This is a genomic window from Kitasatospora sp. NPDC034035 (genome assembly GCF_055575755.1).
This window is the reverse complement of sequence record NZ_JBVISA010000009.1, coordinates 197,247-215,105: the sequence shown is the minus strand read 5'-3', so window position 1 is coordinate 215,105 and position 17,859 is coordinate 197,247. Positions and strand designations below refer to the sequence as shown.

Annotated in this window: 12 protein-coding genes; 6 read left to right on the top strand and 6 right to left on the bottom strand. The window is 73.2% G+C overall.

Annotated elements, in window-relative coordinates; all coding sequences use genetic code 11:
- Nucleotides 1-122 precede the first annotated feature (122 nt).
- The 4 genes from ACZ52J_RS15645 to ACZ52J_RS15630 all read left to right on the top strand — a co-directional run bounded on the left by ACZ52J_RS15645 (nucleotide 123) and on the right by ACZ52J_RS15630 (nucleotide 6,789).
- Entirely contained in the window at nucleotides 123-752 is a 630-nt protein-coding gene (locus tag ACZ52J_RS15645) for a maleylpyruvate isomerase N-terminal domain-containing protein (RefSeq protein WP_465619238.1), read from the top strand.
- A gap of 275 nt (nucleotides 753-1,027) precedes the next feature.
- On the top strand, nucleotides 1,028-3,160 hold the full coding sequence (locus tag ACZ52J_RS15640; RefSeq protein WP_465619078.1) for a restriction endonuclease: 2,133 nt from the start codon (nucleotides 1,028-1,030) through the stop codon (nucleotides 3,158-3,160).
- Nucleotides 3,161-3,335: 175 nt separating this feature from the next.
- Nucleotides 3,336-4,106 carry an ABC transporter ATP-binding protein gene (locus ACZ52J_RS15635; RefSeq protein WP_465619076.1) on the top strand — a complete coding sequence of 257 codons (771 nt, stop codon included), beginning with the start codon at nucleotides 3,336-3,338 and terminating at the stop codon, nucleotides 4,104-4,106.
- Between the two features lie 82 nt (nucleotides 4,107-4,188).
- Entirely contained in the window at nucleotides 4,189-6,789 is a 2,601-nt protein-coding gene (locus ACZ52J_RS15630) for an ABC transporter permease (protein WP_465619074.1), read from the top strand.
- A 133-nt stretch (nucleotides 6,790-6,922) separates the two neighbouring features.
- Here the strand turns inward: ACZ52J_RS15630 and ACZ52J_RS15625 are convergent, their stop codons facing one another.
- From ACZ52J_RS15625 to ACZ52J_RS15605, 5 genes are all read right to left on the bottom strand, one after another.
- Nucleotides 6,923-7,582 carry a DUF4232 domain-containing protein gene (locus tag ACZ52J_RS15625; protein ID WP_465619072.1) on the bottom strand — a complete coding sequence of 220 codons (660 nt, stop codon included), beginning with the start codon at nucleotides 7,580-7,582 and terminating at the stop codon, nucleotides 6,923-6,925.
- A gap of 157 nt (nucleotides 7,583-7,739) precedes the next feature.
- Nucleotides 7,740-8,594: an iron uptake transporter permease EfeU gene (gene efeU / locus ACZ52J_RS15620; RefSeq protein WP_465619070.1), complete on the bottom strand. Its 855-nt coding sequence runs from the start codon at nucleotides 8,592-8,594 to the stop codon at nucleotides 7,740-7,742.
- Between the two features lie 48 nt (nucleotides 8,595-8,642).
- Entirely contained in the window at nucleotides 8,643-9,959 is a 1,317-nt protein-coding gene (gene efeB, locus ACZ52J_RS15615) for an iron uptake transporter deferrochelatase/peroxidase subunit (RefSeq protein ID WP_465619068.1), read from the bottom strand.
- Between the two features lie 192 nt (nucleotides 9,960-10,151).
- Nucleotides 10,152-11,300 carry an iron uptake system protein EfeO gene (gene efeO, locus ACZ52J_RS15610; RefSeq protein WP_465619066.1) on the bottom strand — a complete coding sequence of 383 codons (1,149 nt, stop codon included), beginning with the start codon at nucleotides 11,298-11,300 and terminating at the stop codon, nucleotides 10,152-10,154.
- A 129-nt stretch (nucleotides 11,301-11,429) separates the two neighbouring features.
- Complete coding sequence (locus tag ACZ52J_RS15605; protein WP_465619064.1) at nucleotides 11,430-12,254, bottom strand: ABC transporter ATP-binding protein; 825 nt, start codon at nucleotides 12,252-12,254, stop codon at nucleotides 11,430-11,432.
- Nucleotides 12,255-12,509: 255 nt separating this feature from the next.
- Between ACZ52J_RS15605 and ACZ52J_RS15600 the strand changes: the two genes are divergently transcribed.
- Nucleotides 12,510-14,714, top strand: a complete 2,205-nt coding sequence (locus tag ACZ52J_RS15600) for an AMP-binding protein (protein ID WP_465619062.1) — start codon at nucleotides 12,510-12,512, stop codon at nucleotides 14,712-14,714.
- A gap of 7 nt (nucleotides 14,715-14,721) precedes the next feature.
- On the opposite strand, the gene ACZ52J_RS15595 is transcribed toward ACZ52J_RS15600, so the two are convergent.
- The gene (locus ACZ52J_RS15595; RefSeq protein WP_465619060.1) at nucleotides 14,722-16,050 is read right to left on the bottom strand and encodes a hypothetical protein; all 1,329 of its coding nucleotides are present in this window, start codon (nucleotides 16,048-16,050) and stop codon (nucleotides 14,722-14,724) included.
- A 211-nt stretch (nucleotides 16,051-16,261) separates the two neighbouring features.
- Between ACZ52J_RS15595 and ACZ52J_RS15590 the strand changes: the two genes are divergently transcribed.
- Nucleotides 16,262-17,854: a M4 family metallopeptidase gene (locus tag ACZ52J_RS15590; RefSeq protein ID WP_465619058.1), complete on the top strand. Its 1,593-nt coding sequence runs from the start codon at nucleotides 16,262-16,264 to the stop codon at nucleotides 17,852-17,854.
- Nucleotides 17,855-17,859 lie beyond the last annotated feature (5 nt).

The window sequence follows — 17,859 nt, the reverse complement described above, 5'->3', positions numbered from 1 at the left end:
CCCTGTTGGTGCTCGACCAGGTGAGGCTACCTGCCGCCACCGACAACGGTGATTTCGCTCCCCGCACACGGGGATGTGAATCCCTGGCCGCCGGCCCGAGGCGTTGCTAGCGTCGGGGCGTGATCGAATCCCCCACTCCGGACGACCTCGCCCTCGCCCTCCGGCTCGCCGTCGACGCCCTGCGCGGCGCGCCGGCCGACGCCGACTGGTCGCGCCCGGCCGGCACGCTCGGCTGGAGCTGCTGGGAGACCGTCGAGCACCTCGCCGACGACCTCCTCGCGTACGCCGCGCAGCTCGGCCCGGCACGGCCGCCGCGCGACCGGTACGTCCCCTTCGTGGCGACCCGCCGCACGCCGGGCGGCCCGCACAACTTCGTCCGCGCCGAACCGGACAGCGGGGTGGACGGGCTGCTCGAAGTCCTGGCGGCCAGTGGCGGGTTGATGGTCGCCGTCGCCCGCGTCGCCCCGCCGCAGGCCCGCGCCCACCACCCGTGGGGGCTCGCCGATCCGACCGGCTTCGTGGCCATGAGCCTGGTCGAGACCCTGGTCCACCTCCACGACGTCGCCCAGGGCCTCGGACTCCCCTGGACCCCGCCCGCCGACCTCTGCGAACGCACCCTCGCCCGGCTCTTCCCCGACGTCTCGATCACCGACGCCCCCTGGCCCGCCCTCCTCTGGGCCACCGGCCGCACCTCCTTCCCGGGCCGCCCGCAGCGCACCGAGTGGCGCTGGTACGCCGCCCCGGCGGAGTGAGGCGGCCCGGCGCACCGGCAGGACCGCCGGGCTCACGCCCGACGGCGGCGGGGCGGCGGCCCGGGGGCCGATGAGGCGTCAGGGCCCGGCGCGCACGGGGCCGGGCGTCGGCGGGGAGCCTCGCAGGTCGCGGGGGCTTGGCCGGGTGGGGTGTCCACGTTCTATTGTGGCGGGCGCGGTCGGCGCCGTGGCCGGGAGGCGACGTCACGCGGCCGGGCCCGAGGGTCGGTGCGAGGCGAATGGGGTGGACGGTGTCGGGGCGGCGGAGCAGCGGTGTGCTGGCGATCTGGGCGGAGGCGCAGCGGCAGCAGCAGCGCCGGGAGGAGGCCCGGTGGCGCGCCGAGGCGGCGGAGGAGCGTCGGCGGGAGCGGGAGCAGCGCGAGGCGCAGCGGGCGGCCGCCCGGGACGAGCGGGAGGCGCAGCGCGCGTACCAGCAGTCGCGGGAGGCGGAGGTCGCCCGGCGGACGGTCGAACTGGACGCCCGGGTCGAGGAGTTGAAGGGGTTGCTGGCTTCCGGGCTGGCCGCGCCGGCGTTCGGTCCGCAGGCGCTGCTGGCGCCGAGCGCGGTGCCGCCGTTCGATCCGGGGCCGCTGGGTGAGCCGGTGGAGCTGCCGGACCAGGCGTCCGCCGCCTATTTCGTGCCGCCGCCGGATCCGGTGCAGGCGCGCAATCCGGGGGTGCGGCGCCAGTACGAGCAGTACCTCGCCCAGGCCCGGGCCCGGTTCGAGCAGGACTGGTACGCGGCGCAGGCGCGGGAGGCGGACCGGCAGCGCCGGCTGAGGGCGTTCCACGGGGAGTACCTGGCCTGGGCGGAGCAGTTCCGCCGCCAGGAGGAGGAGCGGGGCGCGCGGACCGAGGAGTTGCTGCGGCGGCTGCGGGCGGGTGAGCCGGAGGCGGTGCAGGAGTACTTCACGGCGGGCCTGTACGCCTCGGCGGCCTGGCCGGAGGGCTTCCCGCACCGGCTGGTGGCGGCCTTCGACGGGGCGGGCCGGCAGCTGGTGGTGAACTGGGAGCTGCCGGGCTCGGACGTGGTGCCGGCGGCCGCCCGGGTGCGGTACGTGAAGTCGGACGACCGCGAGGCCGAGGTGGCCCGCCCGGCGACGGAGCGCAAGGCGCTGTACCGGCAGGTCCTGGCGCAGTCGGCGCTGCGGGTGGTGGCGGAGGTGTTCCGGGCGGACCGGGACGGGCTGCTGGACTCGGTGGTGCTGAACGGTTTCGTCCTCGGCATCGACCCGGCGACCGGCCGGGAGGCCGAGCGTTTCGTGTCGACGCTGACCGCGACCCGGGCCGGGTTCGCCGGGCTGGCGCTGGACCGGGTGGACGCGGTGGAGTGCTTCCAGGCTCTGGGCGGCCGGCTGTCGGCGCGCCCGGAGCGGCTGGACGAGGTGCGGCCGGACCGGCGGCCGGAGACCGTCGGCGGGATCCTGGCCGGGCACGGCGGCGAGGACGAGCCGGACCTGTTCGCGATGGATCCGCTGGACTTCGAGGACCTGATCGCCGAGCTGTTCCGGCTGCGCGGTTTCCGGGTGATGACCACGGCCCGCAGCGGCGACGTCGGGGTGGACGTGGTCGCCGAGGACCTGGACCCGGTGACCGGCGGCAAGATCGTGATCCAGGCGAAGCGCTACAAGAAGACCGTCCCGCCGACGGCCGTGCGCGACCTGGAGTCCACGGTCCGCCACCACGGCGCGATCAAGGGCATCCTGGTCACCACGGCGGGCTTCGGCCGCGGCTCGTACAGCTACATCGAGGGCAAGCCGCTGACCCTGGTGAGCGGCCCGGAGCTGGTCGAGCTGCTGGCCGAGCAGGGCCTGCGCGGCCGGCTCGGCGGGGGCACCTCGGCCGCCGCGGGCGCTGCGGGCGTCAAGCCGGCGGAGGCCGAGCCGGCCGGGCGGGAGAGCGCGCTCACGGTGAGCTGGCAGAGCCGGACGGCCGCCGGGGACGCGGTGGAGCTGGACGTCACCGTCTTCCTGTGTGCCGGCGGCCGGGTGCTGAGCGACGAGCACTTCGTGTTCTTCAACAGTCCGCAGGATCCGGACGGCGCCGTCCGTCTGCACCCCACCCGTTCGGTGCCGGGCGAGCCGACCCGGGCGGCCCGGCTGACCCTGGACCTGCACCGGCTGCCGGCCGCGGTCGACGAGGTGGTGGTCGCCGTCTCCACCGAGGAGGAGGAGCCCCCGGCCCTGCCGCTCGGGTACGTGCACGGGCTGGCCGTCGCCGCCGCGTACGGGCCGGGCGCCGCCGGTCCGGCCGACTGGGCGGGCACCACCGGTGGGGTGCCGGACAGCGCGATGCTGCTGGGCGCCTTCCGACGGGCGGGCGGCGGCTGGGAGTTCAACCCGTCGGGCCGGTCGGTGACGAACGGTCTGGCCGGGTTGGCGACGGCCTTCGGCGTGGCGGTCGAATAGGGGAAGGTGGCACCCCTCAGGGATCACGTCATACCTGAGGAGGAGAGTTCCCCCGCCACCCCGCCGGGTCGGCGGGGGCCGACCGTCCCGTCGGCATACACATCGCAGAAGAACACCTTGGGAGGATGGATACGAGTCAGATTTTCCGCTTTTCCGTCCCCAGGAGTGAGTCCACGTGACGTTCCCCGCAACCGCCGTCCGTACCGGCCTGGCGGCCGCCCGCGCCACCGGCCTGAACAAGGTCTACGGGGAGGGGGAGACCCGCGTCGTCGCCCTCGACGACGTCAGCGTGACCTTCCCCCAGGGCGAGTTCACCGCCATCATGGGCCCCTCCGGCTCCGGCAAGTCCACCCTCATGCACTGCATGGCAGGCCTCGACACCGTCAGCTCCGGCTCCTCCACCATCGGCGACACCGAACTCGTGGGCCTCAAGGACAAGCAGCTCACCCAGCTGCGCCGCGACCACATCGGCTTCATCTTCCAGGCCTTCAACCTCCTCCCGACGCTGACCGCCCTGGAGAACATCACCCTCCCCATGGACATCGCCGGCCGCAAGGTCGACAAGCCCTGGCTCGACCGCGTCGTCGACACCGTCGGCCTCTCCGGCCGCCTCAGCCACCGCCCCTCCCAGCTCTCCGGCGGCCAGCAGCAACGCGTCGCCTGCGCCCGCGCCCTCGCCGGCAAGCCCGACATCATCTTCGCCGACGAACCCACCGGCAACCTCGACTCCCGCTCCGGCGCCGAGATCCTCACCTTCCTGCGCAACTCCGTCCGCGAACTCGGCCAGACCGTCGTCATGGTCACCCACGACCCCGTCGCCGCCTCCTACGCCGACCGCGTCGTCTTCCTCGCCGACGGCCGCATCGTCGACGAACTCCACACCCCCACCGCCGACACCGTCCTGGACCGCATGCGCCGCTTCGACGCCAAGGGCCGCACCAGCTAGGGGCCACACCAGCTGACACCGCGACAACCCGAAGCCCCGAAGCCACCCGTCCCAACGAGCATCCCAGGACTGACAACCCCTCATGTTCCGCACCGCATTGCGCAATGTGCTGGCCCACAAGGGCCGACTGCTGATGACGACACTCGCCGTCATGCTCGGCACCGCCTTCGTGGCCGGCACGCTCGTCTTCACCGACACGCTCGGCAGCGCGCTCAGGTCCCAGAACTCCAAGAGCTACACCGACATCGCCGTCACGGTCAGCGACCGGGAGGCGGTCGGCCGCGGCTACGACCACGGCGGCAAGGCCGGCACCGGCCCCACCCTCACCGAGGACACCCGCAAGGCCGTCGCCGCGCTGCCCGGCGTGGCCGAGGCCCGCGGCGTGATCAGCGGCTTCGCCGGCATCGCCGACAAGAAGGGCGCGCTGATCGGCAACGGCTTCTCCACCACCGGCACCAACTACGTGCCGGGCGCCGACGGCACCGACCCGCGCTACCCGCTGGTCGAGGGACGCGGCCCGAAGAACGCCACCGAGATCGCGCTCGACGCCAAGACCGCCGAGAAGGGCTCCTACAAGGTCGGCGACACGGTGCGGGTGGCCGTCAACGGCCCGGTGATGGAACTCAAGCTCACCGGCACCCTGCGCACCAACGACCCGCGCGTGACGGCCGGCGGCTCGCTGGCCGCCTTCGACAGCGCCACCGCCCAGCAGCTCTACCTGACCCCGGGCCGCTTCGGCGAGCTGGACGTCAAGGCCAAGCCGGGCACCGACGACTCCGCGCTGCTCACCGCCGTCAAGCAGGCCGTCCCGCACGGCGACACCATCGAGGCCAGGACCGGCCGCGAACTGGCCGACGAGCAGGACCGGATGATCCAACAGGGCACCAAGGGCATGAGCACCGCCCTGCTGGTCTTCGCGGGCATCGCGCTCTTCGTCGGCATCTTCATCATCGCCAACACCTTCACCATGCTGGTCGCCCAGCGCACCAAGGAACTGGCCCTGCTCCGCGCCATCGGCGCCAGCCGCAAGCAGATCACCCGCTCCGTCAAGATCGAGGCGGGCCTGGTCGGCCTGACCTCCTCGGTGGCCGGTCTGGCCGTCGGCATCGGGATCGCCGCCGGACTCCGGGCGCTGCTGAACGGCCCGCTGGAGGCCAACCTGCCGGACGGTCCGCTGGTGATCGCCCCGGGCACGGTCATCGCCGCGATCGCGGTCGGTGTCCTGGTCACCCTGCTCGCCGCGTGGCTGCCGGCCCGCCGCGCCTCCCGGATCGCGCCGGTGGCGGCGATGAGCTCGGCCGAGCAGCCCGCCACCCAGAAGAGCCTGGTGGTCCGCAACACCATCGGCCTGGTCCTCGCCCTGGCCGGCGCGGCCGGCCTGGCGGCGGGTGCGGCGAGCAAGGAGGTCAAGCTGGTCGGCGCCGGCGCGGGCGCGCTGCTGATCGGCGTGTTCGTGCTGACCCCGCTGCTGTCCCGGCCGCTGATCGCACTGTTCGCCCCGCTGCTGCGCGGGCTGTACGGCACCCCGGGCCGGCTGGCCAAGGAGAACGCGATCCGCAACCCGCGCCGCACCGCCGCCACCGCCTCGGCGCTGACCATCGGCGTCACCCTGATCACCGCGCTGACCGTGGTCGGCGCCTCGGTGAACAAGGCCGTCGACAGGGCGACCGCGAGCGACCTCAAGGCCGACTTCACGGTCACCATGCAGAACTACTCGATGCTCTCCCCCGAGGTCGCCACCCAGATCGCCAAGGTGCCCGGCGTCAGCGCGATGAGCGTGGACCGCACCGTCCCGGTGACGATCGGCGCGACCGGAGCGGCCGGTACCGCCGTCCCCGGGACCGCGGACGGCGCCGACACCGAGTGGCTGACGAGCGTGGACGCTGCCGGCATCGACCAGCTGGCGACCGTCAAGGTCAAGGAGGGCGACGCGGACGCCCTCAAGCAGGGCAAGCTGCTGGTGAGCGCCGGTTCCTCCGGGAACAGCCGCTACAAGGTCGGCGACACCCTCGCCGTCACCTACCCGGACGGCACCAAGGCCTCGCTGACCGTCGGCGCCGTGCAGGAGCCCAACAGCGCCCTGGCCGGGATCGTCGCCCCCGACGCCGTGGTCGGGCCGCACGCCGCGCCCGGCACCGGTCCGAACAAGGTTCTGGTCAAGGGCACCGACGGCCCGACCGAGAAGCTGAAGCAGGCGCTGCGCGACGCCACCGGCGGCAACCCGCTGATCGCCGTCAAGGGCGAGAAGGACATCAAGGCGGAGAACCGCCAGATCGTCACCGACATCCTGAACATGATGTACGGGCTGCTCGGGATGTCCGTGGTCATCGCGGTGCTCGGTGTGGTCAACACCATGGCGATGTCCGTGTTCGAGCGCCGCCGGGAGATCGGCATGCTGCGGGCGATCGGCCTGGACCGGCTCGGCATCCGCCGGATGGTCCGGCTGGAGTCGCTGCTGATCGCCCTGTTCGGCGGACTGGTCGGCGTCGCCCTCGGCATCGTGGTCGCCTGGGCGGGCCTGCGCACCCTCGCGGACACCTTCAAGGGCCTGACCACCGAGGTCCCGCCGGTGCAGATCCTCTGCTTCCTGCTGGCGGCCGCCGTGGTCGGCCTGCTGGCCGCGCTCTGGCCGGCCCACAAGGCCGCGAAGCTGGACATCCTGGACGCCATCAAGAGCGAATAGCCCGGGCGGCGCACCGACAGGAGCCCCCCGGGGCGGTCCGAACGGACCGCCCCGGGGGGCTCCTTCGCGTCGTCACGTCATCACGTCATCACCTGGTCGCCTCATCGCGTCATCGCGTCGTCACGTGATCGCGTCACGGCCCGGCGAACACCACGCCCTGGTTGGAGGGTTGCAGCGAGCCGGTGGTGAGCCCGGCCGCGGAGACCAGCAGTTGGACGACCGGCTTGCCGTCCAGGCCGATCACCTCGGTGGTCAGCGGCTTGGTCTCGTCCGGCGGGGTGAGCTGCAGACCGGCGACCACGTGGCAGCTCGGGTCGGCCTTGTCGCAGGAGTTCCACTTGAGGCCCGCGAAGGCGCTCGTCTTCGGCTTCAGGGTGGCCGCGGTCGGCGGTCCGGGGTGCGCCTCCCGCTTGACCGCGATCGTGTCCGCGCTGTTGTCGGGCCGCAGTCCGCCGTATCCCGGGTAGCCGAACAGGGTGCAGCTCCGGCTGCCCTTGTTGGTGAGGATCAGCATCGCCGAACCGGCGTCCTGGAGCTGGACGGTGGCTTCGAGTTCGTCGGCCTTGCACCGCGCGCCGGCCGACTGGGTCACCATCGGCCCGGTCGGTGTCGCCCCGGGGACGGTCACCTTGCCGGCGCTCGTCGGCGCGGCGGGCGTCGTCGCGGTGACGGTCACCGTCGGCGCCGGCTGCGCCCCCGTCCCGGCGTCGTCGTTGCACGCGGTCAGCAGCACGGCGGCGGCGAGCGCCGTCACACCGGCGGCCGCGAGCCTGGCAGGCCTACGAACGGTCATGTTCCCCCCACGGGTACGCGATCGGCACTTCCACCCCCAGCACGCCGCCCACGACCGAACCGGTTCCGGCTGTGACGGACTCATGACGAAACCGCCCCGCCCGGCGGGTGCCGGGCGGGGCGGTGAGGTGTGGTGGGGTGGGGCGCGACCTGCCTGGTCAGGCGGCCGGCTTGGCGGCGGCGGGCTTGGCGGGCTTGCTCTTGCTGCCGCTGCTGCCGCCGAGGACGTTGAAGAAGACGGCCAGCGTCGGGATCAGGTAGAGGAGCCAGACGACCAGCTGCAGCACCGTCGGGTCGGGCTGGAAGTTGAACACGCCCTTCAGCAGGGTGCCGTACCAGCTGTCCTTGGGGATGGTGCTGGAGATGTCGAAGGCCGTGCTGTGCAGGCCGGGCAGCCAGCCGGCCTCCTGCAGGTCGTGCACGCCGTACGCGAGGACGCCGGCCGCGACCACGACCAGCATCGCGCCGGTCCAGGTGAAGAACCTGGCCAGGTTGATCTTCAGCGCGCCGCGGTAGAACAGCCAGCCGAGCACCACCGAGGTGAGCAGGCCGAGCGCGGCGCCGATCAGCGGGTTCCAGCCGTCGCCGGTGGCCTGCACGGCCGACCAGATGAACAGCGCGGTCTCCAGGCCCTCACGGCCGACGGCCAGGAAGGAGGTGACGACCAGGGCCGTGGTGCCCATCGCGATCGCCGCGTCCAGCTTGCCGTGCAGCTCGGTCTTCAGGTGCCGCGCGGTGCGCCGCATCCAGAACACCATCCAGGTCACCAGGCCGACCGAGATGATCGACAGCGAGCCGCCGAGCGCCTCCTGGGCCTCGAAGGTGAGCTGCGAGGAGCCGAACTGCAGCACCGCGCCGAAGGCCATCGAGAGCACCACGGCGGCGGAGACGCCGAGCCAGACCGGGGGCAGCTTGTCCCGGCGGTCGGTCTTGACCAGGTAGGCGATCAGGATGCAGACGACGAGGCTGGCTTCGAGGCCTTCGCGCAGGCCGATCAGGTAGTTGCCGAACACGCGGGCTCCTGGGGTGTCGAGGTGGTACTGGGGAACGCGGTCGGGGTGTCAGCCGAACAGGGCCTGGCCCCACCACTCCCCCGGCTTGCGCACGCCCGCCGGGCAGGCGAAGTGGGCGGAGCCGACGTGCTGGATGTACTCGTTGAGCTTGTCGCTCGCCGCCAGGCGGGTCTGCAGCGGCACGAAGGCCTTGCGAGTGTCGCGCTGGTAGGCGAGGAAGAACAGACCGGCGTCCAGGCGCCCGAGGCCGTCGGTGCCGTCGGTGAAGGAGAAGCCGCGGCGCAGGATCATCAGGCCGTTGTTGGCGTCCGGGTGGGCGAGCGCGACGTGGGAGTCGGCGGGCATCGCCTTGAGGTCGGGTGCGTCGTGCTCCTTGGCCTTGCCGTACGGGGCGCCCTCACCCTTGGTGCGGCCGAAGACGTCCTCCTGCTCCTTGAGCGAGGTGCGGTCCCAGGTCTCGATGTGCATCCGGATCCGCCGGGCGACCAGGTAGGAGCCGCCGGTCATCCACTCGGGGCCGTCGCCGGGGGCGGCCCAGACGTGGTCGGCGAGCTTCGCGGTGTCGGTGCCCGCGATGTTGTGGGTGCCGTCCTTGAAGCCCATCAGGTTGCGCGGGGTCTGCGCGTCCGGGGTGGTGGAGGAGGTCTTGCCGAAGCCGAGCTGGGACCAGCGGATGTTGACGGTGCCCATGCCGATGCGGGCCAGGTTGCGGATCGCGTGCACGGCGACCTGCGGGTCGTCGGCGCAGGCCTGGACGCAGATGTCGCCGCCGCTGCGGGTGGGGTCGAGCTTGTCGCCCTTGAAGTTCGGCAGGTCGATCAGGCCCTCGGGGCGCTTGGCCTGCAGGCCGAAGCGGTCCACACCGTCCTTCTCGAACAGGCTCGGGCCGAAGCCGATGGTGAGGGTGAGCCGGGAGGCGGGCAGGCCGAGGGCCTCGCCGGTGTCGTCCGGGGGCGCCTCGGGCAGGCCGGTGGCGGCGCCGGTGCCGACCTCGCGGCCGCCGGTCATGGCGGCGGCGGCCTTGGTCCACTCCTTGAGCAGCTTGACCAGGGACTCCCGGGTGGCCTTCTCGGAGATGTCGAAGGCGGCGAAGTGCAGCCGGTCCTGGACCGGGGTGGCGATGCCGGACTGGTGCTCGCCGTAGAACGGCACCTCGGCGCCGGCCGGGGCGGCGGCCACCGGGGCGGGGTCGTCCTGACGGGTGGCCGCGGCGACCGAGCCGACGGCGGCGGCACCGAGCGCGACGCCCGCGCCGGCCCAGCCGATGACGGCGCGCCGGCTGACCGCGCCCTTGGTCGCGGTGGCGTCGGTGGTGGCGTCGGTGGTGGCCGGCGTCCCGTTCTGCTGCTCGTTCTCGGCGTCCATCGGCGGGCGGGCCCTTCTCGGTACTGATCTGCTCGGCGTGCTGTGCGGTGCTGAACTGCTGTGGGGTGCTGAACTGCTGTGCGTTGAACTGCTGTGCGTTGAACTGCTGTGCGCGGACTCACGGATGCCGCGGCGGCCGGTCGGGCCGCCACGGCGTCGGTGAGGTGGGTGCTTCCGGTGGCGGGTCGCCGGTTACTTGACGACCACGGCGGCGGCCAGCTTCGACAGCGGCTCGCCCAGCGAGTTGACCGCGTCGGAGAAGGTCTTGCGCTCGGCCTCGGTGACCTTGTCGTAGGAGGTGAAGGTGCCGTCGGCCTGCTTGTACTTGGCGAGCAGGGCGTTGATGGCGGCGAACTCGGAGTCCAGGGTCTTGGCCAGCTCCGGGTCCTTCTCGGAGGCGACCGGCTTCAGCAGCTCGTAGGCCTTCTGCGCGCCCTCGACGTTGGCCTGGAAGTCGGCCAGGTCGGTGTGGCTGTAGCGGTCCTCCTCGCCGGTGATCTTGTTGGTGGCGACCTCGTCCAGCAGTTCCTTGGCGCCGTTGGCCATGCTGGTCGCGGTGATCTCGGCCGCGGGGATCTTCTTCTGCCAGTCCTTGAGGTCGTTGACGAGCTGGTCGGCCAGCTTCTTCTCGTCGTCGCCGATCTTGGCGTCGGCCCAGAGCGACTTCTCCAGCTTGTGCCAGCCGGTCCACTGCTGGCCGGCCTCGACCTTGTCCTCGCGGGTGTCGGTCTTGGGGTCGACGTCGCCGAAGCTCTCGGCGACCGGCTCGGTGCGCTCCCAGCCGGTGCGCGAGGCCGCGTACAGCGACTTGGCCTTCTCCGGGTCGCCGGCCTTGATGGCGGCGGCGAAGGCCTCGACGGCCGGGATGGTGGCGTCGGCCTGCTCCTGGGCGTACGTGCGGTAGGCGTCGACGGCGGCGGCCAGGCGCGGGTCGGCGGGCGCGGCGCTGCCGCTGTCACCGGTCACGGTGATCTTCTGGCGGATGCCGTCGCCGACCATTCCGGGCTTGCAGGCGACCTCGTACGAGCCGGCCTTGATCTCGGCGTTGATGCTGGCCTTGGTGCCCGGGCCGATGTTCTCGCGCTCGGTGATGATCTTGTCGCCGTCGCCGTAGACGTAGACCTCGGTGGTCTTGGAACCCTTGTTGCTGATGTCCAGGACGACGTGGCCGGCCGGGAAGGTGGTCTTGGAGACCTCGCAGGCGCTGTCGCTCGCGTTCACCTTGACCGCGTCGGAGGAGCCCGCCTTGTCGTCGCTCTTGGACGAACAGCCGGCCAGGGTTGCGGTCGCCACGGCGAGGGAGAGCAACGCTGCTGCGGTGGAACGGCGACGGGCGGACATGCGGGCTCCAACGGAAAAGGGCATGGGAGTGCCAAGGCAGTGCGGTGGTCGGCGGGGCGGGCCCCGTCGTTAGCTAAGGCATACCTTACGTAAGGATGTCCGAACGTCTACACCCACCCCCCTGAACCGTTACCTTCCCGGTGTGCGGCGCGCGGCGGCCCGGGCGGTCCAGCGGCCCTCGTGGCGGCTGATCCGGATCGGGTGGCCGAAGGTCGTGCTGATCAGCTCGGTCGTCATCACCTCGTCCACCGGCCCGGCGGCCACGCACTCGCCCCCGCGCAGCAGCAGGGCGTGGGTGGTGCTCTCCGGCAGCTCCTCCAGGTGGTGGGTGACCAGCACGCTGGCCAGGTCCGGGTGCTGGTGGCGCAGCAGGTCCAGGCTGTCGAGCAGCAGTTCGCGGGCGGTGAGGTCCAGCCCGGTGGCGGGTTCGTCGAGTAGCAGCAGGCGGGGGCTGGGCATCAGGGCGCGGGCGATCAGGGCCCGGCCGCGCTCGCCCTGGGAGAGGGTGGTCCACGGGGCCTCGGCCATCGCGCGCATGCCGAGCGTCTCGATCAGCCGCTCGGCCCGCTCGAGCACATCCGGAGCCGGCTTGCGGTGCGGCTCGGGCTCGATGGTGTTGGTGTGCCCGGTCAGGACCACCTCGCGGACGGTCAGCGGCGAGCGCAGCGGGTGGCGCGGGTTGACGTGCCCGAGGTGGGCGCGCAGCTCGCGGATGTCGACCCGGCCGAGCCGGCGGCCGAGCACGTCGACCTCGCCGCGGGTGGGGTGGGAGACCGCGCCGAGCAGGGCGAGCAGGGTGGACTTGCCCGCCCCGTTGGGGCCGAGCAGCGCCCAGTGCTCGCCGGGGCGGATCTCCAGGCTGATCCCGCGCAGCAGGTGGCGGCCGTCGCGCACGACGTCCACGTCCCGGGTGCGCAGCAGCGGGCCGTCGAACGAAGGGGTGGGGGAACTCACGGTGGGGGGACTCCGATCGCGGCGCCGGGCAGGGTGCGGGCGGGGCGCCGCACCGGACGGTCCGGCGCCGTCCGTCCGCGTGCAGAGTACAACTGTCGGCCGGGGCGGGGTCGGTCCGTCCGACGGGTGGACGTGCCAGAACTCTGTTGCCCGAAGGGAGTTGGGAGGAGGATCGTGCCTTCGAGGGGACGTCTCGAAGGCACGCGGGGACCAGGGACGCGGGGACGCGGGACGCGGGGACGAGGGGGACGCGGGATGGGCGTGGATACCGGGCGGGCCGACACCCTGCACGGGCTGGTCGAGGAGCAGGCCCGCCGGGCGCCGGCCGCGGTGGCCGTGCGCTGCGGCGAGCGCGAACTGACGTACGGGCAGCTCGACGAGCGGGCGGACCGGCTGGCCGCCCTGCTGGCCGAGCGCGGACTGGCTCCGGGCGGCCGGGCGGCGGTCGCGCTGGGCCGGGGCACCGAGGTGTACGTGGCGCTGCTGGCCGTGCTGAAGGCCGGCGCCGCGTACGTGCCGCTGGAGCCGAGCGCGCCCGACGCACTGCTGCGGCACGTCCTCACCGACGCCGCGCCGGACCTGGTGGTGACGGAGGAGGCGCACCGGGTCCGGCTGGCGGACGCGGGCGGCGCGCAACTGGTCTGCGTGGACTCGGCGGCGCGCCCGAAGGCGCCGTTCGCGCCGCCCCTGGTCGCGCCGGAGGACCTCGCCTGCGTCTTCTACACCTCCGGCTCCACCGGCCTGCCCCTGGGGACGCCGGTCGAGCACCGCAACCTGCTGGCCGCCCACGAGGGTTGGCGCACGGTGTACGGGCTGACCGCCGAGGACCGGATCCTGCAGACGGCGAGCCTGGAGTTCGACGTCTTCACCGCCGACTGGGTCCGCGCGCTCTGCACCGGCGCCACCCTGGTCGTCGCCCCGTACAACCTCACCCTGGACCGCACCGCCGACCTCGTCCTGCTGCCCGAGCTGGTGGCCGCCGAGCGGATCACCGTACTGGAGCTGAACGTCCGCACCGCGCGCCGGCTGGCCGCCCTGCTGACGCAGCGCGGCGGCGCCCGGACCGGCGGCACCGGGACCGGCGGCACCCCGGCCGAGGGCGCGCTGCCCGGGGTTCGGCTGCTCACCGTGGGCGCCGAGAAGTGGTACCTGGACGAGCAGTTGGGCCTGCAGCGCCTGCTCGGCCAGGGGACCAGGGTGCTGAACGTCTACGGGCTGGCCGAGGCCACCGTGGACAGCACGTACTTCGACGCGCAGGGCACGGCCGCCGCCGACGGCGCCGAGCGGGTCTCGCTGGTCGGCCGCCCCTTCCCCGGCACCCGGGTGTACGTGCTGGGCCCGGACGGCACCCCGGTGCCGCAGGGGCGGCTCGGCGAGATCGCCGTCGCCGGCAGCGGCCTGACCCGCGGCTACCTCAACCGCCCTGTGGACACCGTCCGCCGCTTCGTGCGGGCGGACTTCGACCCGGACGGGCGGGTGCTGCTGACCGGCGACCTCGGGGTGCTGCGGGCGGACGGCGTGCTGGAGTTCACCGCCCGGGCCGCGACCGTGGTCGGGCCGCTCGGCGCGCAGCGGGCGACCACGGTGCTGGAGCGGGTCCGGGCGGCGGCCCGGGCCGAGGCGGCGCTGCGCGGGCACCCGGCGGTCCGGGAGGCGACCGTCGTCGAGGTGGAGCCCGCGCCGGGGCAGCGGCTGCTGGTCGGCTACGCGGTGACCGCGCCGGGAGTGGACGGCGGGGACGGCTGGTCGCTCTCGCAGTACCTGCGCAGGGAACTCGACGGCCGGTCGGCGCCCGCCGCCGTCGTCCCGCTGTCCGAGCTGCCGCGCACCCGGGCGGGCAAGTTGGACCGCGCCGCCCTGCCGCTGCCGGCCGTGCCGGCGTACACCGCCGCCCGCTCGGGCCCGGCCGGGTCCCGCTGGACCGGGTCCCACACGGCGGGGGCCCACCCGGCCGGGTCGCGGAAGGCCGGGTCCCGCCCGACCGGCTCCCGGAAGGGCGGTGGCAAGGCCGGGGGCGGGGGCGGCTCGGGGAGCGACTCGGGCTGCTCCGCCGTGGCGCTGACGGTGTTCGGGGCGCTCTTCGCCTGGGTCACCACCAACATCTTCTACCCGGGCTCCACGGACCTCTCGGCGGTGCCCTCCGACTACCACCTCGGGTTCGAGCTGCTCTACCTGTGCGAGAACCTGTCCTTCGGCGCCGGGATGGCCTTCCTGTTCCTCGGCCTCCCGGCGGTGGTGCGACAGGGCCGCTCGGTGCGGCTGTCCGTGCTCACCCACCTGTCGGTGTTCTGGCTGCTCGCCTCCTGGTGGCCGCAGGACAACCTCTACCGGCTCACCGCCGCCACGGACTGGCCGCGCGAGACCACGATGATCTTCGTCTTCAACGTCCCGCTGATGCTGGCGGCGGCCGTCGTGGTGACCTTCCTACTGACCAAACCACGTACTGCCACCAAGAGCTGACGAAGCATCAGAGAAGTGCCTCGAACATCCCGGCCAGCCCGTCGTTCGCGGCGGCGACCAGTGCCTCGGCCGCGTCCAGCGCCTCGGCGTCCCGCCCGGCGAGGGCGAGGCCGACGACGGGCTCCGGCTCGTGGCAGGCCGTCGGGATCAGCGGTAGCAGCGTCACGCCGAGCCGGGCGCAGCGGGGCCGCAGCCGCTCCAGGTGGTCGTGCAGCGCCGCCGGGGCCAGCCGGGCGCCGAGCGGCATCCCGTCGAGGGTGCGGACCAGGTGGCCCGGGCCGCGCACCCCGTCGAGGCGGGCGCGCAGCACGAAGGCGGCGGCCGGGCCGGTGAGCCGCAGGTTGATCTCGGTGGGGGCGAGCCGGCGCTGCCGGTCGGTGACGAAGTCGACGTCGTACCAGCCTCGGTAGCCCTCGGCGGCCAGCCGCTCCCCCACCGCCAGGGCGAACCGGCGGGCCGTCCCGGCGGCGTCGCGCGGCACCGTGCCGGGGCCGACGGTCACGCCCTGATACTGGGTGCCGGCCACGTCCATGACGCCCGTGCCGACCGGGTGGACGGTGCCGTCCGGGCCGACCAGCGCGTCGTAGGTGAGGTCGCGCAGCCGGGCGGCCGGGCCCGGATCCACGTACTCCTCCAGCAGCAACTCGCCCTCGGGCGGCAGGATCTCGGCCCGGACCAGCCGCCGCAGCAGCGCCCCGCCGCCGCCCGCGGCGAACAGGTCGGCGGGCTCGACCACGACGGTGCCGTAGCCGCCGACGCCGTACGGGCTCTTCAGGACGGTGGTCAGACCCCGGACGGCGCGGACGGTCAGCCGCCGGGCGGCCCGGCGCCGGCCCGCCGAGCGCTCCTGGTCCGGCAGGCGGATCCCGGGGTGCCCGGGGGCGAGGGCGGCGAACAGGTCGTGCGCGGCGGCCTTGGACTCGTAGCGTCGGACGGCGGCCAGCTCGGGCCCTTCGCCCTGCGCGGCGGTCCGGCCCCAACGCACCACCGGGCGGCCGGAGTCGGCGATCCGCGCGGCCAGGGCGGGGCGGGCGGCGAGCGCCTCGGCGACCGTGCGGTCCGGCGCGACGCCACTGTGCACCTCGACCGGGCCCCAGGCCAACTCCCGGGCCAGCCAGTCGGTCCACTCCGGGGCGACCTCGGCGGGCAGTACCAGCAGCGCCGGTTCGGGGCTGTAGCAGACGGCCAGGCAGGCGTAGTGGTGCGCCTGCCGCAGCCGGCGCAGGCGCTGCGCCGCGTCCATGCCGGGGGCGAAGAACTGCGCGTTGAAGTCCGCGACGTCGCCCACGTGGACCGCCGCCCGCCCACCGGTCCAGGCCCCCACCCATCCGTCCATGGACGCAGAGCCTAGGGCTTTCACGGGCCGCGCCACAGGTAGTCGATCGTCACGACCGCACCATGGAGGACTTGTTAATTCCTGATCACTTTTGACTGTCCAAGGACACAACTTGGCAAAGTTATGACCTTTCCCCTAGCTGGACCTGACTGATCGCCGTCAATCTCTGACCCAGCTCCTTTCCCTGCAGCTAACCCCCACTGGAGTCAGAGTGACCCCCACGTCCTCCTTCCGCCGTGCCCGCGTGGCCGGAGCCGTCGCGATCGTCGCCGCCCTCGCCGGCGCGACCATCCCCGCCGCCACGGCCTCCGCCGCGCCCAACCCGCGCGAGGCCGCGATATCCCAGGCCCGCGTCAACGTGGCCCACAACGCCTCGGTGTTCGGCTTCGGCGCCGACCAGGACCTCGTGCTCAAGGACGTCGTGCTCGACGCCGACGGCACCTCGCACGTCCGCTTCGACCGCACCTACCAGGGCCTGCCCGTGGTCGGCGGCGACCTGGTCGTCCACCAGGACGCCAAGGGCAAGCTCAAGGACACCTCCCGCGCGGCCGCCCACGACGCCGCCGTGAAGTCGACCGTCCCCAAGGTGCCCGCCCAGTCCGGCGCCGCCGACGCGCTCTCCGCCGCCCCCGGCGTCCAGGACGCCGTCAGCACCCCCGAGCTGGTCGTCTGGGCCGCCGACGGCACGCCCCGCCTCGCCTGGCGCACCACCGTCGAGGGCACCGGCGAGCACGGCCAGCCGGCCGGCCGGGTCGTCGTCACCGACGCCACCACCGGCGAGCAGATCGAGGCCTACGACGCCGAGCACCAGGCCTCCGGCACCGGCAACTCCGAGTACACCGGCACGGTCACCATCGACACCACCCCGGTCAGCGGGGGCTACACCCTGACCGACCCGGTCCGCGGCACCGTCACCAAGGACGCCCACAACCTCGCCGCGAGCTCGATCAAGGCCTCCTCGGGCACCGCGTTCACCAGCGCCACCAACATCTGGGGCGACGGGAAGAAGTTCTCCACCGACCGCTCCACCGCGGCCGTCGACGCCCACGCCAACACCGCCTGGACGTACGACTACTACAAGAACACCTTCGGCCGGAACGGCATCAAGAACGACGGCAAGGGCGCCACCGTCTTCGTCCACGTCGGCACCAACTGGGACAACGCCCAGTGGTCCGACACCTGCTTCTGCATGATGACCGGCGACGGCGACGGCAGCCACGACCCCGAGCAGGTCGACCTCGACACCATGGGCCACGAGATGACCCACGGCGTCACCAGCGCCACCGCCAACCTGCGCTACAGCGGCGAGTCCGGCGGCCTCAACGAGTCCACCAGCGACATCTTCGGCACGATGGTGGAGTGGTACGCCAACAACAAGGTCGACACCCCCGACTACCTGTTCAGCGACCAGTCCACCCCGCCGTGGCTGCGCCGCTTCGACAAGCCCTCGCTGGACGGCCGCTCGGCCGACTGCTGGAGCAGCTCGGTCGGCAAGCTCGACGTGCACAACTCCTCGGGCGTCGGCAACCACTGGTTCTACCTGGCCAGCGAGGGCAGCGGCAGCAAGACCATCAACGGCTACACCTACAACAGCCCCACCTGCAACGGCTCCACGGTGACCGGCATCGGCAACCAGAAGGTCGCCAAGATCTGGTACCGCGCACTGACCGTCTACATGACCTCCACCACCAACTACAAGGGCGCCCGCGCCGCCTCGCTCAGCGCGGCCAAGGACCTCTACGGCGCGACCAGCACCGAGTACAAGGCCGTCGCGGCGGCGTGGAGCGGCGTCAACGTCAACTAGCTTGT

Coding starts and splice junctions, on each gene's coding strand:
- ACZ52J_RS15630 (WP_465619074.1), top strand. CDS start 4,189: ATGTTCCGCACCGCATTGCGCAATGTGCTGGCCCACAAGGGCCGACTG.
- efeB (WP_465619068.1), bottom strand. CDS start 9,959: ATGGACGCCGAGAACGAGCAGCAGAACGGGACGCCGGCCACCACCGAC.
- ACZ52J_RS15600 (WP_465619062.1), top strand. CDS start 12,510: ATGGGCGTGGATACCGGGCGGGCCGACACCCTGCACGGGCTGGTCGAG.
- efeO (WP_465619066.1), bottom strand. CDS start 11,300: ATGTCCGCCCGTCGCCGTTCCACCGCAGCAGCGTTGCTCTCCCTCGCC.
- ACZ52J_RS15625 (WP_465619072.1), bottom strand. CDS start 7,582: ATGACCGTTCGTAGGCCTGCCAGGCTCGCGGCCGCCGGTGTGACGGCG.
- ACZ52J_RS15595 (WP_465619060.1), bottom strand. CDS start 16,050: ATGGACGGATGGGTGGGGGCCTGGACCGGTGGGCGGGCGGCGGTCCAC.